This is a genomic window from Nocardiopsis sp. CA-288880 (genome assembly GCF_050955985.1).
Classification (GTDB): domain Bacteria; phylum Actinomycetota; class Actinomycetes; order Streptosporangiales; family Streptosporangiaceae; genus Nocardiopsis; species Nocardiopsis tropica.
This window is the reverse complement of sequence record NZ_CP192105.1, coordinates 3279242-3295322: the sequence shown is the minus strand read 5'-3', so window position 1 is coordinate 3295322 and position 16081 is coordinate 3279242. Positions and strand designations below refer to the sequence as shown.

Genomic DNA, 16081 nt, shown 5'->3' with positions numbered 1-16081 from the left:
GGGTGGAAGGCGGCGGGCGGAGGGCTCCCCTCCGCCCGCCGCGGACTGCGGTGGGCCGGGTCAGAAGTCGAAGTCGTCGATGTTGTCGGCGTCGAAGACGGTCGGCGGGCCGAGGACGATCTCGCCGTCGGCCCCGACGGTGTACTCGCCCAGGTCCCCGGCCTCGAAGGTCTCGCCCTCGGCCCCGGTGATGCGTCCCGCGCTCAGCGAGGCTCCCGCGTACCCGGCGAGGTAGCCGAGCTCCTCGGGGTTCCACAGCGCGAAGGAGTCGACGGTGCCGTCCTCCACGAACTCGCGCATCTGGTTGGGGGTGCCCAGGCCGGTGATGGCGACCTCGCCCTTGTACTCGGAGTCGCTGACGTAGCGGGCCGCCGCGGCGATGCCGACGGTGGTCGGGGAGACCACGCCGTCCAGGTCGGGGTGGGACTGCATGAGCCCCTGCATCTCCTGGAAGGACTGGAGGTCGTCGTCGTTGCCGTAGACGGTGTCGACCAGTTCGAGGCCCGCGTACTCCTCCTCCGCCAGGACCTCCTCCATGGCGGCGATCCAGGAGTTCTGGTTGGTGGCGTTGGGGGTGGCGGACAGGACGGCGAAGGTGCCCTCGCCGCCGATCTGCTCGGAGATCATCTCGACCAGGGTGCGGCCGATGAGCTCGTCGGAGGACTGGTTGACGAAGATGTCCGTGCAGCTGGCGTTGGAGTCGTAGCCGACGATGGCGGCGCCGTTGTCCCTGGCCTGGTCGAGGGAGGGGCACACCGCGTCGGGGTCGTTGGCGGCGATGACGATGACGTCGCTGCCCGCCTGGCTGGCCGCGTTGATGTACTCGACCTGGGAGTCGGCGGTGGGTTCGGTGCCGCCCCGCTCGGTGAACTCCCCGGCCAGCTCCTCGACGGCGACGGCGCCGCCCTCGTTGACGATGTCGGAGTAGGGGTTGTTGAGCTGTTTGGGCAGGAAGTCGAGCCTGAGGCCCTCGGGGATCTCGGCGTCCGGGTCGGCGGTACCGGTCGGACCGGAGGCTTCCTCCTCCTGCGCGTCGTCGATGGTGGTGCCGCCGCAGGCGGCGGTCATCAGCACGGCGAACGCGGAGGCGGCCAGCAGCAGGTGGCGGGGGCGGGGGTCGGTCATGAGGGTTCTCCCTGGGTGGGGTCGGGCGCGGGGGCCGCCGCCGGTCGGGGGCGGGGTTCGCGGGCGGCACGGACCCGGGCCGCGATGTTGGGGGTGACGACGGAGGCGATGAGGATGAGGCCGGTGACGATCTGGAGGACCTCGCTGCTGATGCCGAACAGCTGGAGGGCGTTGCGGATGGTCCCGAGGAGCAGGACGCCGCTCATGACCCCCAGGACCGACCCGACCCCGCCGAAGATGGACACCCCGCCGAGGAGGACGGCGGCGACGACCTGCAGCTCCAGTCCGAAGGCGGTGTCGGCGCGGGAGGTGCCGTACTGGAGGGTCCAGAAGATCCCGGCGCCGGAGGCGACGACGCCGCTGAGCGTGAACAGCCAGAACCTGGTCCACGCGACGGGGACCCCCGAGAAGCGGGCGGCCTCGTCGTTGTTGCCGATGTCGAACAGGGACCGGCCGACGCCGGTGGCGTGGAGCAGGACCGCGAAGGCGGCGGCCAGGACGAGGACGGCCACGGCGATCCACGGCAGGCCCTCGATGCCGAGGAAGGGCGCGCGGGCGCCGCCGACCCAGTCGCGGGGGTAGCTGGCGACGGCGCGGTCGCCGAGGAGCACGTAGGCGAGCCCCCGGTACAGGGCCATGGTGCCGATGGTGACGGCGAGGGAGGGCAGTCCGCAGACGGTGACCAGGAACCCGTTGAGCGCGCCCAGCGCCGCGCCGACGGCCAGGCAGATCCACAGGGCCGTCTCGATGGGGATCCCCGCCTCCCAGAGCACGCCCAGGGTGGCGCTGGTGAGGGCGAGCGTGCTGGCCACCGACAGGTCGATCTCGCCGGTGATGACGATGAGCGTCATCGGCAGGGCCATCAGGGCGATGGCGGCGACGCTCAGCACCAGGAAGTCGATGTTGCGGCCGGTGGCGAACATGTCGACGAACAGTCCGGCGCCGAGCAGGGCCACCACGAGCGCGCCGACGACGGGGGCCTCCCGGGCGGAGAGCAGGGCCCTGGCCCGGGATCCGGCCGTCCGCGTGTCCGGTGCGGCCGCCCGGGCCGGTGCGGCGGTGCGTTCAGGCGCCACGGGCACCTCCTCTTCGAAGCTTGCGCGCCGTGCGCAGCGCGAGCAGCCGGTCCAGGCCGATGGCGGCCAGGATGAGCGTGCCCACCACGGCCTGGTGCCAGAACGGGTTGATCTGCCAGATGGGCAGTGCGGCGGTGATGGTGGTGAGCAGGACGGCGCCGAGGGCGGCTCCGTAGACGGTGCCGACGCCGCCGGCGATGGCGACGCCGCCGACGACCGCGGCGGCCACCACCTGGAGTTCCATGCCGGTGCCGACGGTGGAGTCGACGGTGCCGTAGCGGGCGGCGAACAGGACCCCGGCGAGGCCCGCGAGGGCTCCGTTGGCGGCGAAGGCCAGGATGATCCGGCGCCCCGCGGGGATGCCGGACAGGCGTGCCGCGTCGGCGTTGGAGCCGATGGCGTACAGCTCGCGGCCGGAGCGGTGGTTGGCGAGGTAGAAGCCGACGGCGGCGACCACGGCGATGGCGACCGCGGCGGGCAGCGGTACGCCGAGGACGCCGACCCGGCCCAGGAGCAGGAAGGACGCGGGCATGTCGGTGGCGTTGACCTGGCCGCCGTCCGCCCACCAGTGGCCGAGGCCGCGGTAGGCGTAGAGGGTGCCCAGCGTGACGACCAGGGCGGGTACCTGTGCGGTCGTGACGAGCAGGCCGTTGGCCAGCCCGCACGCGAGGCCGATGAGGACGCCGGCGAGCATCGCCACGGGGACCGGCAGGCCGGGGAGTGCCACGAAGAGGGCGCCGGTGCCGAAGGCCGACAGCCCCATCACCGATCCGACCGAGAGGTCGACGTTCCTGGTGATGAGGACGAGGGCCTGGCCGGCGGCCAGGACCGCCAGGACGGTGGCGCCCAGGAACAGGTCGCGGACGCCCTGGGCGGACAGGAACCCGGGGTTGTGCAGCCAGGTGGCGGCGATCAGCAGGACGACCGCGAGCAGCACGCCGAGTTCGCGGAACTGCCGACGGCGCCGGGCCGGGCGCCCGGGGGGCCGGGGAGGTGCCTCCGCGGAGGCCCCGGGGGCGGTGGGGGGTGCGTTCATCGGGCGGCCCCGTTCGGTCGCTGTCCGGTGGCCGCGTACATGACGGACTCCTCGTCGGCGTCGGCGCGGTCGATCTCGGCGGTGACCCTGCCCTCGTGCATGACCAGGACCCGGTCGGCCATGCCGAGGACCTCGGGGAGCTCGCTGGAGACCATGACGATGGCGAGACCCCGTCCCGCGAGGGTGGAGAGCAGGCGGTGGACCTCCGCCTTGGTCCCGACGTCGATGCCGCGCGTGGGCTCGTCCACGAACAGCACCTTCGGTTCGGTGGAGAGCCACTTGGCGAGGACGACCTTCTGCTGGTTGCCGCCGGAGAGGGTGGAGACGGGGTCGTCGATGCGGCCGTAGCGGAGTTCGAGCCGTTCGCCCCACTCGCGGGCGGAGTCGCGCTCGGCGCGCGGGCGCAGGAGGCCGAAGCGGCTGAGGGGCCGGCGGCGGGTGGCGGTCGCGTTGCGTTCGATGGAGGACTCCATGACCAGGCCCTGCTGGCGGCGGTCCTCGGGGACCAGGGCCATGCCCGCGGCCATGGCCGCCCGGGGGCGGCCCGCCGGCAGGGGCGTGCCGTGGACGCGGACGGCGCCCGCGTCGTAGCGGTCGACGCCGAAGACCGCGCGGACGACCTCGCTGCGCCCGGCGCCGACGAGTCCGGCCAGGGCCACGATCTCGCCGGCCCGCACCCGGAAGGACACGTCGGCGAACACGCCGCGGCGTGTGAGCCCGTCGACCTCCAGGACGGTGTCGCCGCGCTCGGCGTCCTCCTTGGGGTAGAGGCTGGTGACGTCGCGTCCGACCATGCGCCGCACGACGGTGTCCACGTCCAGGTCGGGGGTGGGGTCGCAGGAGACGAACGCGCCGTCGCGGACCACGGTGACGCGGTCGCAGAGGGCGAAGACCTCGTCGAAGCGGTGGGAGATGAACAGCAGGGCCGCCCCGGAGTCGCGCAGGGTGCGGGCGACGGCGAAGAGGCGTTCGGCCTCCACCCCGGAGAGGGCCGCCGTGGGCTCGTCCATGACCAGGACCCGGGCGCGCCGCGTGAGGGCCTTGGCGATCTCGACGAGCTGCTGGTCGGCGATGGAGAGGCCGCGTGCGGGACGGTCGGGGTCCGTGTGGACGCCGAGGCGGGCGAAGGCCTCCGCGGTGTCGCTGCGCATGCGCTTGCGGTCGATGGTGCGCAGGCGGGTGAGGGGCTGGCGTCCGACGAAGATGTTCTCGGCGACCGACAGGTCGGGGAACAGGGTGGGTTCCTGGTGGATGACGGCGACGCCGGCGCGCTGGGCGTCGGCCGGCGCCCCGAAGGCGGTCGGGACCCCGTCGACCAGGAGCTGCCCGCTGTCGGGCCGGTGTACGCCCGCGATGGTCTTGACCAGGGTGGACTTGCCGGCCCCGTTCTCGCCGACCAGCGCGTGGATCTCCCCGGGGCGCAGTTCCAGGGACAGCCCCCGCAGGGCCCTGACGCTCCCGAAGGACTTGGCGACGTCCACCAGCGCGAGGGGTGGAGGGACCTCTGTCGGGTCCACGTGCCCTCCTTCTCCGGTGCTGGTTCGACGAGGTTCCGCCGAACATTACAAAAACGTTTTAATATGAAGGGGATGTTAAATGGAACACACTCCTCCGTCAAGAGGATCACCCTGGAATTGCCAGGTATCGCCCTGGTAACGGCCTCCGGGAGGACATCGGTCGGCCCCGGATGCCGAGGCACGGGAAGGCCCCGTCACAGGATGGTTGTTGACACGTTTCAATCCGGGTGTGAGCATGATCCCCCGCGCATCGGGGCCGGATCAGCAGCATGCGTTCGCGCAGTCCCCTGATGACCGTCCGAACACGCCCCGGGAGAAGCTCCTTGTCCACCAGGCCCCGCTCCACCCGCCCCTCCGTGGGCATCACCGAGGTCGCCCGGCACGCCGGGGTCTCCCCGGGCACCGTCTCCAACGTCCTCAACCGGCCCGAGCGCGTCGCCGAGGCCACCAGGGCCAAGGTCGAGGCCGCCATCGCCGAGCTCGACTACGTGCGCAACTCCTCCGGCAGCAGCCTGCGGTCGGGTCGCAGCGGATCCGTGGGCCTGCTCGTCCTGGACGTCACCAACCCCTTCTTCACCGAGGTCGCGCGCGGCGTGGAGGACGAGGCCGCCGGGGCGGGGCTGGCCGTGGTGCTCCTCAACTCCGCCGAGGCCCAGGACAGGCAGCGGCGCAACGTGCGCCTGCTCGCCGAGCAGCGCGCCGCGGGCGCGGTGGTGATGCCGGTGGACGACGACCTGTCCGACCTGCTGTGGCTGAGCCACCAGGGCACCTCCTGGGTCGCGCTGGACCGGGGCGACGTCGCCGAGGACGTCGGGTGCAGCGTCAGCGTCGACAACCACGCGGGCGGCCTCGCCGCGGGGCGCCACCTCATCGGCCTGGGCCACGAGCGGGTCACCTTCCTGACCGGGCCCTTCGCCATCGAGCAGGTGCGGCGCCGCCACCAGGGGCTGCTCGACGCCTTCACGGAGTCCGGCATGGACCCCGAGGCCCACGTCCGGGTGGTCGAGCAGCCGCTGCTCAACCCCCAGCAGGGCGAACGCGCCGTGGACGCGGTGCTGGCCGGCGGTCCGCGCCAGCGGCCGCAGGCGGTGTTCTGCGCCAACGACCAGCTCGCCCTCGGCCTCATGAAGGGCCTGGGGCGGCGCGGCCTGCGCGTGCCGGACGACATCTCGGTGGTCGGTTACGACAACGTCGACCTCGCCGACCTGGTCCACCCGGGGCTGACCACCGTCGCCCAGCCCAAGTACGACCTCGGGCGCGCGGCGATGCGGCTGCTCCGCTCGGAGCTCGACGACGCCGGCCACCGGCACGAGCGCGTCCTCTTCACCCCGGAGCTGGTGGTGCGGGGCTCCACCGCCGCGTACCGCTCCTGACCGCGCGGCGTCCCGGCACGCGCATACGGCCGGGAGCTGCGCCGGGCGGAAATTCGGGAACGCCACCGCGATATCGACGCATCGAATTCCCTCGATCGCATTTTCCTCCGAAAAATGGCACGATGACGCCATGGAAGACCTTCCCTATCACGGCTCCGGACCTTATTGCTATTCCAGTTGCCTGGTCATGATGATGGGGTCCGGCGCCCCCGCCCCCGGCGTGGTCGAGACGGTGACCGGGAGCCCGTTCGGCGCCCAGCTGCTCGGCGGGACGCTGCCCTTCTTCGACCCGTACGGCTGGACGCCCGAGACCGGGGTGGACGACGCCCTCACCGCTCTCGGCTGGGCGGCACGGACCACCGGCGGCGGAGACGCCGACGCCGCGCTCGACCGCCTCGCCTCCCACCTTGCGGACGGACCCGTCGTGGCCGGACCCGTGGAGATGGGACACCTGCGCCACCAGCCGGGCCGGTCCGGCCCCGTGGGCGCCGACCACTACGTCGTCGTGCTCGACGCGGACGAGGACGGCGTCACCCTCCACGACCCCGAGGGGCACCCCTACGCGAGGCTCCCGATCGCCGATTTCGTGGCGGCCTGGCGGGCCGAGGACGTCGAATACGGCGACCCCTTCACCCTGCGCTCGAATTTCACCCGAATTTCCCGGGTTCTTCCCGAGGAGGCGATCGAGTCGATCGTCCCCCGGGCGGTGTCCTGGCTGGGGCCGGAGAACGGCGACGCCGTCCTGGCCCTCGCGGACCGGGTCGCGGACGGCTGCGACCCCGCTCTGCGCGAGCACCTCGCCGGCTTCGCGATCCGGGTCGGCGCGCGGCGCCTGGCGGACGCCGCGGCCTGCCTGCGTCATGTCGGACGCGACACCGCGGCCGGCACGCTGACCCGCCAGGCGCGCCTGCTCGGATCGCTCCAGTACCCGGTGGCCACGGGCGACGACCGGGCTGCCGCCCGGATCCTGCGCGCCCTCGCGCCGACCTACGGGACCCTGCGCGAGGACCTCGGCCGCCGGTGCGGCTGACGCCGGGCGGCTACTCCGGGTACACGGCGTCGGGCACCGGGACCCTCGCCCAGTCGGTGTCCGACCCCAGGTGGAAGGACGGCTGGGCGGGCTGGTTGTAACCGGTCTGCTGCCGGGCCGCGCCCACCCGGTACTGGGGGTCCTGCATGAGCGTGTGCAGCTTGCGGTCGGTCACCTCGGTGCTCGTGTGGATCCTCAGGGCCGTGCTGTCCACGGTGCGTAGGACCAGCTCCTCCCGCCAGTCGCCGAGCACGTCCGCGACGAGGGCGGGGTTCCCCTTCGTCCCGTTGTTGGCGAGGGTCCCCTCCGCGGTGAGCAGCGTGCCGCGCCTCCAGTCCGCGATCGCCGGGACCTGCGCCTGCTCCCCGGTCCCGGTGCGCTCCACGACCTGGGTGGTCATGTCGGCGGCCCAGCGGATGCTCATGTCGGTGCCCGGGGTCCTGTCCCCCAGGTACTCCCCGCCGGCGCTCCACAGCCCGGCCTCGACGTCGTCGCCGGGCGGCATCGAGGACCACGCCTCCAGCCCGGGGACGTCCGGGTCGATGTCGCCGACCATGGCCCTGCCGGTGTCCACGCCCGTGTACCCGCCGAAGAGGACCTCCCCCGTGGCGGCGTCGCGCATCGCGAAACCGTAGGGCGCGTGCGCGCCCCCTTCGTGCACCGTCCAGACCTCCAGGCCGTCCCGGTCCGGGTCGAGGTCCCCCACGTGCATCGCGTCGCCGTGCCCGAGCTTAGTGTACTCGCCCTCCACCGCGCTTCCGGGGGGACCGGGGGCGTGCGAGGAGTACAGGAGCGACCCGTCGTCGTCCAGCGTCGCCGCTCCGTAGACGATCTCCTGGCGCCCGTCCCCGTCCACGTCGGCCACGTCCAGGGAGTGGAACCCCTGTCCGGCCAGCGCGCCCAGCGCGGGGTCCGAGCCCCGGCCCGCGTGCGGCGAGGCGTCGAAGGGGTTGTCCATCGGGACGTGTCCGCTGTCGGCCAGCCAGCGGCGGCGGATCGACTCGCCGTCGAAGTCGTAGGCCGCCACGGCCGAGCGCGTGTAGTAGCCCCGGGCGAACACCGCCGACGGGCGCTCGCCGTCCAGGTAGGCCACGCCCGCCAGGAAGCGGTCGACCCGGTTGCCCGGTTCGATGCGCGCCATGGCGTAGTCGCCCCACAGGAGCCCGTCGTCGCCCCGGCCCGGCTCGTAGCGGACGGTGTCCAGCTCCGCGCCGGTCAGGCCGTCGAAGACGGTCAGGTACTCCGGGCCGTCCACGACGAAGCCCTCGAACTCCCGGAGCAGGTTGCGCCCGCTGCGCCCCGGGGCGTACTCGTCCACGAAGAAGTCCGCGAGCTCCGCGGCGTCGTCCCTGTCGAGCGGGTGGTCGTACTCCGGTTCCAGGCCCAGGGCCTCCTCCACGGTGCCGGGCCAGTTCCCCGCCACCACCTCGGGGTGCCCGTGCCAGTCCTGGAACATCCCGACCAGGTGCTCGTGGTAGTCCGCCGCGCTCATCCGGTGGTCGTCGCCGTGGCCGTGGCCGGCCGCGACGTCCTCCTCCGGCAGCGTCACGTACTCCTCCGTCACGCCCCCGTCCCCGTCGAAGGACAGCGTCCTGGTCCCCGGCGCGGTCTTGAGCATCAGCTCGGACCGTCCGTCGCCGTCGAGGTCGTAGACGAGGAACTGGGTGTAGTGCGCACCCGAGCGGATGTTCACGCCCAGGTCGACGCGGTGCAGCAGTTCGCCCTCCAGCGTGTAGGTGTCCACGTAGGTGTTGCCGGTGTACCCCCGCTGGGAGACGTCCTTGGCGTTGGTGGGCTCCCACTTGACGACGAACTCGTACCGGCCGTCGCCGTCCGCGTCTCCCACGGCCACGTCGTTGGCGGTGTACCCGTACCGCTCCCCCGCCGGGGTCGTGCCGCCCTCCGGCTTGCGCAGGGGCAGGTCGTGGTGGCCGTCCGCCCACACGGACGCCTCGCCGGCGGGGCCGATGTCGAGCCGTCCGCCGGAGCTGCGCGGCAGCGGCACGACCTCGTACCGGGAGTCCTCCGAGCCCCCGGGGTCGAGGAGGTTGGTGCTGTCCGCCACGGTCGCGATGCCCCTGCCGTCCCGGTACACGGCGAACCTCGGCCCCCTGAGCCCGGTGTCCGTGTGCCCGGTGACCTCGTGGGCGAGCAGCCGCCAGCTCAGGAGGACGCCCTCCTCGGCCTGGACCGCGACCAGACCCCGGTCCAGCCGCTCCAGCCGGATCCCCGGGCCGTCCCGCGGCTCGGCCGGGGCGGGGCCGGCGGAGGCGGCCAGGACGACCGCGCACACAGCTGCGACCAGGGGGCTTCTTCTCAGGACGGGACTCCGGGGGATGTCCACGGGTGGCGCCTCCTCGTGCCGGGGGGTGGCCCACCCTACTGGGCAAGCGCTTTCCAGCCAAGGCCCCGAACCGGCCCCGGTCACGGAGGGCGGAGCGGGGCGGCACACGGAACGGGCCCTGACGCCTGCGGCCGGGGAGCTCCGCCCCGCCCCCCGGGGGGCGGGGCGGAGCTCCCGTCGGCCCCGGCCCGCGCCTCCCCGGCCCCGCGCCCGACCTGTGCGAGGTTTTCCCCTGGGGGCCACCGGGCACCGGGCGTGTGTGGCCGCTGTTCCGAGACGGATCGAGGGGGCTTATGAGCTGTCAGGGCGTGGGCGGGGCGGGCGGGAGCCGTTCGGACGGGGCGGAGCCGGAGGCGCTGGGCGCGGGAGCGCCGGCCGCGGGCCCCGCCGCCGTGGCCGAGGCGGAGCTCGCCACCAGGCGGGGGCCGTTCCGCCTCGTGGCCCTGCGGGACCCCTCCGACGGCCAGGAGCACGCAGCGCTGGTCCTGGGCGAGGTGTGCGGGGGCGAGGACGTGCTGGCCCGGGCGCACTCCGAGTGCGTGACCGGCGACGTCTTCGGAGCGCTGCGCTGTGAGTGCGGGGACCAGCTGGAGGCCGCCCTGGACCTGATCTGCGCCGAGGGGCGGGGCGTGGTCGTGTACCTGCGCGGGCACGAGGGGCGCGGGATCGGGCTGGTGGAGAAGGTGCGCACCCTCGCCGTCCAGGACGCGCGCGGCCTGGACACCGTGGACTCGGCGACCGCCCTGGGACTGCCGGTGGACGTGCGCGACTACGGCCCGGCCGCGCGGATCCTGCTCCACCTGGGGGTGCGGTCGGTGCGGCTGCTGTCGAACAACCCGGCCAAGGTGCGGGCGCTCCGGGAGCACGGGGTGGAGGTGGCCTCCCGGGTTCCGCTGCTGATGCCCGCGCGCCGGGAGAACGTGGCGTACCTGACCGCCAAGCGGGACCGGCTGGGCCACGACCTCCCGCACCTGGACGGTCCGCGTGGGTGACCCCGCGGCCCTGGGGGCCGCCGCGTGCGCGCAGGCGGCGCTGCTGGCGCTGCTCGCGTCGGCCACGGGCCTGGGCCCGGCGGGCTGGGCGGCCGGCGCCGTCTTCCTGCTGGCGGGGGCGGCCGCCGTGGCGTGGGCGGTGCGCAGGTCCGGGCGGACCCGGCTGGGCCCCGCGGACCTGGTGACGCTGGCGCGGTCGGTGCTCATCGGCGGCGTGGTCGCCCTGGTGGCGGACGGCGGGCCGGCCTGGCCCCTGGTCGCCCTGGCGTCGGTCGCGCTGGCCCTGGACCTCGTGGACGGCCTGGTCGCCCGGCGCACGGGGACCGAGTCGTCCTTCGGGGCGCGGTTCGACATGGAGGCCGACGCCTTCCTGATCCTGGTGCTGAGCGTGCGGGTGGCGGCGGAGCTGGGGTGGTGGGTGCTGGCGATCGGCGCGATGCGGTACGCGTTCGCCGCCGCCGGTCGGGCGGCGCCGTGGATGCGCGGACCGCTGGCGCCGAGCCGGGCGCGCAAGGCGGTGGCCGCCGTCCAGGGCGTGGCCCTGGTGGCGGCCGCCGCCCCGGTCGTCCCCGCGGAGGGCGCGACGGCCCTGGCCGCGGGCGCCCTGGCGCTCCTGGCCTGGTCCTTCGGGCGCGACGTCGCGGGGCTGTGGCGGGCCGGGCCGGGGGCGGGCGGCCCTCGGGCCGTCGGACACGGGACCGGCGCACGGCGAGGAGGAGGGGCATGAGCCGTACGGCGCGGGCGTTCTGGGTGGGGTCGCCCGGCGAGGGCGAGATCCGGGAGAGCGCGCTGCCCCCTCCCGGGCCGGGCGAGGCGGTGGTGCGCTCCCTGTACTCGGGGGTGAGCCGGGGCACCGAGGCCCTGGTGTTCCGCGGCGCGGTGCCGCCGAGCCAGCGGCAGGTGATGCGGGCGCCCTTCCAGGAGGGGGACTTCGGCTCCGCGTTCAAGTACGGCTACCTCAACGTCGGCGTCGTGGAGGAGGGCGCGCCGGACCTCGTGGGCACGACGGTGTTCAGCCTGTTCCCGCACCAGACGCGGTTCGTGCTCCCGGTCGGGGCGCTGCGGCCGGTGCCCGGGGACGTGCCCCCGGGGCGCGCGGTCCTGGCGGGGGCGGTGGAGACGGCGGTGAACGCGCTGTGGGACGCCCCGCCCCTGCTCGGCGACCGGCTGACGGTGGTCGGCGCGGGAATGGTCGGGTGCACCGTGGCCCGGCTGGCGTCCCGGGTGCCGGGGGTGCGGGTGCAGCTGGTGGACGTCGACCCCGGCCGCGCGGAACTGGCGGAGCGGCTCGGGGTGGAGTTCGCGCTCCCCGGGGACGCCGGCGGCGGGCGCGACCGGGTCTTCCACACCAGCGCCGACCCCGCGGGGCTGGAGCGCTCCCTGGAACTGGTCCGCGACGAGGGGGAGGTGGTGGAGATGAGCTGGTACGGGGACCGGCGGGTGTGCGTGCCCCTGGGCGAGGGCTTCCACTCGCGCCGCCTGACCGTGCGCTCCAGCCAGGTCGGGGCGGTCTCCCCCGCTCGCCGGGGGTCGCGGGGGCACGGCGACCGGCTCGACCTCGCACTGGAGCTGCTGTCCGACCCCGCCTTCGACGCACTCGTCACCGGGGAGAGCCCGTTCGAGGAGCTGCCGGCGGTGATGCCGCGCCTCGCCGACGGGAGCCTCCCCGCCCTGTGCCACCGCATCGTCTACCCGGGGCCCTGAACGCCGCCGCGTCCCGCGCGCGGGCGCGACCGGACGTGCGTCCGTGCCCGCCGAACGGCCTTGCCCACCACGACGCCGGCCGGAACGTCCGTCCGGCCCCACCGCAGAGGAGACCGCCGATGTACAGCGTCACCGTCCGCGACCACCTGATGGTCGCCCACAGTTTCCGCGGAGCGGTGTTCGGCCCCGCCCAGCGGCTGCACGGGGCGACGTTCGTCGTGGACGCCACCTTCCGCCGCCGCGAACTCGACGCGGACAACATCGTGGTGGACATCGGCCTGGCCACCCGTGAGCTGGGAGGGCTGGTCGCCGAGCTCAACTACCGCAACCTGGACGAGGAGCCGGACTTCGCCGGGGTGAACACCACCACGGAGTTCCTGGCCAGGGTGGTCGCGGACCGGCTGGTGGAGCGCATCGACGCGAGGGCGCGGGGCCTGGACTCGGTCGCGGTCACCCTGCACGAGTCGCACGTGGCCTGGGCGAGCTACGAGCGCGAGCTGTGAGGACCGTCCTCGTCGTCCCGCACGGGGGCGCTCCCAGCGGCGGCGGGGTCTACGACCGCCGCCTGCGCGAGGCCCTCGCCGGGCTGGGGCGCCCGGTGCGGGAGGAGGCGGTGCCCGGAGCCTGGCCCGTCGCGGACCCCGCGGCGCGGGCCGTCCTCTCCCGTGTGCTGGAGGGCGTCCCCGACGGGGCCGCGGTGCTCCTGGACGGCCTCGTCGCCTGCGGGGTGCCCGAGGTCCTGCTCCCCCACGCGCCCCGGCTGCGGCTGGTGGTCCTGGTGCACCTGCCGCTGGCCGACGAGACGGGGCTTCCCGAGGCGCGGGCCGCCGCCCTGGACTCGCGTGAGCGGGCGGTCCTGCGGGCCGCCTCCGCCGTGGTGGCGACGAGCCGTTGGGCGGCGCGGCGGGTGGCCGACCACCACGGGGTGCAAGGCGTGCACGTGGTCGAGCCCGGCGCGGACCAGGCGCCCCTCTCCCCCGCCGGCGACGGCACGCGCCTGCTGTGCGTGGCCTCGGTGACCCCGCGCAAGGGGCACGACGTCCTCGTGTCCGCGCTCGCCGCGCTGGCGGACCTGGCCTGGGGATGCGCGTGCGTCGGCCCGGTCCCGTCCGGGGCCGCGGGGGCGCACGCGGCCCGCCTCCGCGGCCTGGTCCGCGAGCACGGCCTCGCGGACCGGGTGGCCTTCACCGGACCCCTCACCGGCGCGGACCTGGAGGCCGTCTACACCGCTTGCGACCTCCTCGTCCTGCCCTCGCGCGGGGAGACCTACGGCATGGTCGTGACCGAGGCGCTGGCCCGGGGCGTCCCCGTGGCCGCGACGTCGGTGGGCGGGGTGCCCGAGGCGCTGGGCTCCGCCCCGGACGGCTCCCGTCCGGGGCTGCTGGTGCCTCCCGGGGACCCGGGGGCCCTGGCCGCCGCCCTGCGGCGCTGGCTCACCGACCCCGGCCTCCGCTCCGGTCTGGGGCGTTCGGCCCGCGCGCGGCGGGAGGGCTTGGCAGGATGGGAGGAGACGGCCCGGCGCATGGCGGCCGTCCTCGACGGGGAGGCGGTGCCTTGAGCACGACCGGTGTCCCGGCGTTCGCGCCGGAGTGGCTGGCCCTGCGCGAGGGCGCGGACGCGCGGGCCCGCTCCACCGCCCCGCTCGCGCTCCTGGCCGGCCACGGGCGAGTGGTCGCCGACCTGGGCTGCGGGACGGGGTCGCTGGGGCGCTGGCTGGGGCCGCGGCTGCCCCGGCCCCAGCGCTGGCTCCTGTTCGACCGCGACCCGGCCCTGTTGGAGGAGGCGGGGAGGCGGGTCCCCGCCGCTTCGGTGCGGACGCGCCGCCTGGACGTGGCGGCGCTGCGCGCCCGCGACCTGGAGGGGGTGACCCTCGTGGTGGCCTCGGCGCTCCTCGACCTGCTCACCGGGGCCGAGGTCGCGGCGCTCGCGGAAGCGGTGTCCGCCTCCGGGTGCCCTGCGCTGTTCTCGCTCTCGGTGGTAGGGCGGGTGGAGTTCTCGCCCGGGGACCCGTCGGACGCGGCGTTCGCGGAGGCGTTCGACGCCCACCAGAGGCGGGAGGGCCGGCTGGGACCGGAGGCGGCCGGCGCCGCGGCCGCCGCGTTCGAGGGCCTGGGCCGGCGGGTGCGGACGTTCCCGAGCCCGTGGCGCCTGGGGCCCGGGGACGCGGCGCTGACGCGGGCCTGGCTGCGGGGCTGGGCGGGCGCCGCTGTCGAGCAGGACCCCTCGCTCCCCGGGGACGCGTACCTGGAGCGGAGGCTGGAGCAGTGCGGGCGGGGGGAGCTCGGCGTGACGGTCCACCACACCGACCTGCTGGTGCTCCCGCGTCCCCCGGCACGCCGATGAGCGCGGCGCGGCCGGGACCGCCGTGCGCGTCCCGGACCCCGGGCGGGCGTCCGGGCCCCGGACGCCGCCGCACGGCGGGCGGCCCGCCCGGACCGCCGGTCACGGGCTCCCCTCGGGGGCGGCCGGTTCCGTCCGCGCCGGGATACGGGTGCGCCGCCCCGGGTAGGTGCGGGACATACGCCCCTCCGGGGCGGACGGGGCGCCCGGGCGCGGGCCCGGCACGCCCCCGGAGCACGCCGCGGCCGCCCGGAGGGGGCACGGTGGACGTCGGCGGCACCGCCGGGCCCGCCGACGTCGGAGGGGCGACGAGCGCATGACCGCCACGACCGCACGGGGGACACGGGAGGGGCCGCCGACCGGCGGCGCCCCGCCCCGCCGGTGGCGGGCGTGGGCCCGGACCTCGGCCGGGGCCGCGATCCTGGCGGCGGTGGTGTGGTGGTTCCCCGGCGGGACGTTCGCCGACGCCTTCTCGGCCGTGGGCGCCGGCCCGGTCCTGACCGCCCTGGGGATCGGCGCGGCGACGACGGTGCTGTGCGCGGCCCGCTGGCGGGAGGTGGCGCTCGGGGTGGGCCTGCGCCTGCCGTTCCGGCGCGCGGTGGCCGACTACTACCTGTCCGTGTTCCTGAACGCGGTGCTGCCCGCCGGGGTGCTCGGGGACGTGAACCGCGCGGTCGGCCACGGCCGGTACAGCGGCGACCTCGGGCGGGGCGTGCGCGCCGTGGTCCTGGAGCGCATGGTGGGGCAGGCGGTGCTGGCCGCGACGGGAGCCGCGCTGCTCATCGCCCTTCCGGCCGCGCTGCTCGGCCCTGGCCTGTGGGCGGTGGGGGCGGCGTCGGGCGCGGTCGCGGCGGCCGCCCTGGCGGCGGCGTTCGGCCTGCGGGCGGGCCGTGCCCGCGAAACCCGCTGGTGGCGAGCCCTGCGCACCGCCGCGGCCGACGTCCGTTCGGGGGTGTTCGCGCGCTGGCCGCGCGTGGTCCTGCTGTCCGCGGCGGCGCTGGCCGGGCACGTGGCCCTGTTCGCGGTGGCGGCGCGCCTCGCCGGTGTCACCGCGCCGGTGCCGCAGCTGGTCCCCCTGGTGGTGCTGGCCCTGCTGGCGATGAGCCTGCCGGTGAACGTCGGCGGCTGGGGGCCGCGCGAGGCGGTCACGGCGCTGGCGTTCGGCGCGGCAGACCTGGGCGCCGCCACCGGGGTGACGGTCTCGGTGCTCTACGGCCTCCTCTCCCTGGTCGCCGCGCTGCCCGGCGCGGCGGTCCTCGTGTCGCGGTCGCCGCTGCGCCTCCGTGCCCGGGGGCGCGCGGGCGCCGCCCGCGCGGCGCGCCGTGAGGGCGGGGACGCCGGCGGGGGCCGCCTCCGCGCGTCGGCGCGCGCCGGCGCGGACGGCCTGCCGCCCCGTACGGGCGGCGACGGGGGACCGCCGGGTGTCGGCGCCCGCCCCCTCCCCGACGGGGACGGCGACGGGCGGGGGCGCGAGCGCCGCTCTGAGCAGGGGCCGCGACCGCGGGGGGCCGGGGCGGCGTCATGAATTCGTTGCCCCGCAGCCG

14 protein-coding genes are annotated in these 16081 nt (G+C 75.6%); 9 read left to right on the top strand and 5 right to left on the bottom strand.

Going from position 1 to position 16081, the window contains the following annotated elements; translation table 11 throughout:
• Positions 1-60: 60 nt before the first annotated feature.
• From rhaS to ACQPYD_RS14040, 4 genes are read right to left on the bottom strand one after another with little or no spacing between them, the layout of a single operon-like run.
• Positions 61-1125 (bottom strand): rhamnose ABC transporter substrate-binding protein, encoded by a 1065-nt coding sequence (rhaS, locus tag ACQPYD_RS14055; protein ID WP_433701436.1) that lies wholly within the window; start codon positions 1123-1125, stop codon positions 61-63.
• Entirely contained in the window at positions 1122-2207 is a 1086-nt protein-coding gene (locus tag ACQPYD_RS14050) for an ABC transporter permease (RefSeq protein ID WP_433701435.1), read from the bottom strand. The genes rhaS and ACQPYD_RS14050 overlap by 4 nt, the downstream gene beginning before the upstream one ends.
• Positions 2191-3237 (bottom strand): ABC transporter permease, encoded by a 1047-nt coding sequence (locus ACQPYD_RS14045; protein ID WP_433701434.1) that lies wholly within the window; start codon positions 3235-3237, stop codon positions 2191-2193. The genes ACQPYD_RS14050 and ACQPYD_RS14045 overlap by 17 nt, the downstream gene beginning before the upstream one ends.
• Positions 3234-4754 carry a sugar ABC transporter ATP-binding protein gene (locus ACQPYD_RS14040; protein ID WP_433701433.1) on the bottom strand — a complete coding sequence of 507 codons (1521 nt, stop codon included), beginning with the start codon at positions 4752-4754 and terminating at the stop codon, positions 3234-3236. The genes ACQPYD_RS14045 and ACQPYD_RS14040 overlap by 4 nt, the downstream gene beginning before the upstream one ends.
• 323 nt (positions 4755-5077) lie before the next feature.
• Between ACQPYD_RS14040 and ACQPYD_RS14035 the strand changes: the two genes are divergently transcribed.
• Positions 5078-6127, top strand: coding sequence for a LacI family DNA-binding transcriptional regulator (locus ACQPYD_RS14035; RefSeq protein WP_433701432.1), 1050 nt, complete (start codon positions 5078-5080; stop codon positions 6125-6127).
• A gap of 130 nt (positions 6128-6257) precedes the next feature.
• Complete coding sequence (locus ACQPYD_RS14030; protein ID WP_433701431.1) at positions 6258-7157, top strand: hypothetical protein; 900 nt, start codon at positions 6258-6260, stop codon at positions 7155-7157.
• 10 nt (positions 7158-7167) lie between these two features.
• Here ACQPYD_RS14030 and ACQPYD_RS14025 read toward each other — a convergent pair whose 3' ends face one another.
• Positions 7168-9450: a rhamnogalacturonan lyase gene (locus ACQPYD_RS14025; protein WP_433702045.1), complete on the bottom strand. Its 2283-nt coding sequence runs from the start codon at positions 9448-9450 to the stop codon at positions 7168-7170.
• A 344-nt stretch (positions 9451-9794) separates the two neighbouring features.
• Between ACQPYD_RS14025 and ACQPYD_RS14020 the strand changes: the two genes are divergently transcribed.
• The 7 genes from ACQPYD_RS14020 to ACQPYD_RS13990 all read left to right on the top strand — a co-directional run bounded on the left by ACQPYD_RS14020 (position 9795) and on the right by ACQPYD_RS13990 (position 16062).
• The gene (locus ACQPYD_RS14020) at positions 9795-10493 is read left to right on the top strand and encodes a GTP cyclohydrolase II (RefSeq protein WP_433701430.1); all 699 of its coding nucleotides are present in this window, start codon (positions 9795-9797) and stop codon (positions 10491-10493) included.
• Complete coding sequence (locus ACQPYD_RS14015) at positions 10486-11220, top strand: CDP-alcohol phosphatidyltransferase family protein (protein WP_433701429.1); 735 nt, start codon at positions 10486-10488, stop codon at positions 11218-11220. Before ACQPYD_RS14020 ends, ACQPYD_RS14015 begins: the two co-directional genes overlap by 8 nt.
• Positions 11217-12197 carry a dehydrogenase gene (locus tag ACQPYD_RS14010; RefSeq protein ID WP_433701428.1) on the top strand — a complete coding sequence of 327 codons (981 nt, stop codon included), beginning with the start codon at positions 11217-11219 and terminating at the stop codon, positions 12195-12197. Before ACQPYD_RS14015 ends, ACQPYD_RS14010 begins: the two co-directional genes overlap by 4 nt.
• Before the next feature lie 119 nt (positions 12198-12316).
• Positions 12317-12700 (top strand): 6-pyruvoyl trahydropterin synthase family protein, encoded by a 384-nt coding sequence (locus ACQPYD_RS14005; RefSeq protein ID WP_330162148.1) that lies wholly within the window; start codon positions 12317-12319, stop codon positions 12698-12700.
• Positions 12697-13755 (top strand): glycosyltransferase family 4 protein, encoded by a 1059-nt coding sequence (locus ACQPYD_RS14000; protein WP_433701427.1) that lies wholly within the window; start codon positions 12697-12699, stop codon positions 13753-13755. Before ACQPYD_RS14005 ends, ACQPYD_RS14000 begins: the two co-directional genes overlap by 4 nt.
• Positions 13752-14540, top strand: a complete 789-nt coding sequence (locus ACQPYD_RS13995) for a class I SAM-dependent methyltransferase (RefSeq protein ID WP_433701426.1) — start codon at positions 13752-13754, stop codon at positions 14538-14540. Before ACQPYD_RS14000 ends, ACQPYD_RS13995 begins: the two co-directional genes overlap by 4 nt.
• A 313-nt stretch (positions 14541-14853) precedes the next feature.
• Complete coding sequence (locus ACQPYD_RS13990; protein WP_433701425.1) at positions 14854-16062, top strand: lysylphosphatidylglycerol synthase transmembrane domain-containing protein; 1209 nt, start codon at positions 14854-14856, stop codon at positions 16060-16062.
• Positions 16063-16081 lie beyond the last annotated feature (19 nt).